Raw genomic sequence first — 251 nt, forward strand, 5'->3', positions numbered from 1 at the left:
CTGTTGGCGGTCAAGCTGATCGAACGCATGCGCCAAGTGGAGCTGAGCGCCGACGTGCGCGTGCTGTTCGGCCAGCCGACCTTGGCCGCGCTGGCGGCGGCGGTGGGCGGGCAGCACGAAGTGCAGGTGCCGGCCAATCGCATTGAAGAACACAGTGAGGCCATCACGCCGGACATGCTGCCGCTGGTGGAACTGGATCAGGCCGCTATCGACCACATCATCCAGGCGGTGCCCGGCGGTATTGCCAATGT

Annotated in this window: 1 protein-coding gene; it reads left to right on the forward strand. The window is 65.7% G+C overall.

Going from position 1 to position 251, the window contains the following annotated elements:
• Positions 1–251, forward strand: a 251-nt coding sequence (locus AC0L3U_RS39885) for a hypothetical protein (RefSeq protein WP_473365196.1), incomplete at both ends; no start/stop codon positions are given.

The organism is Bradyrhizobium sp. Kon69, assembly GCF_055807515.1.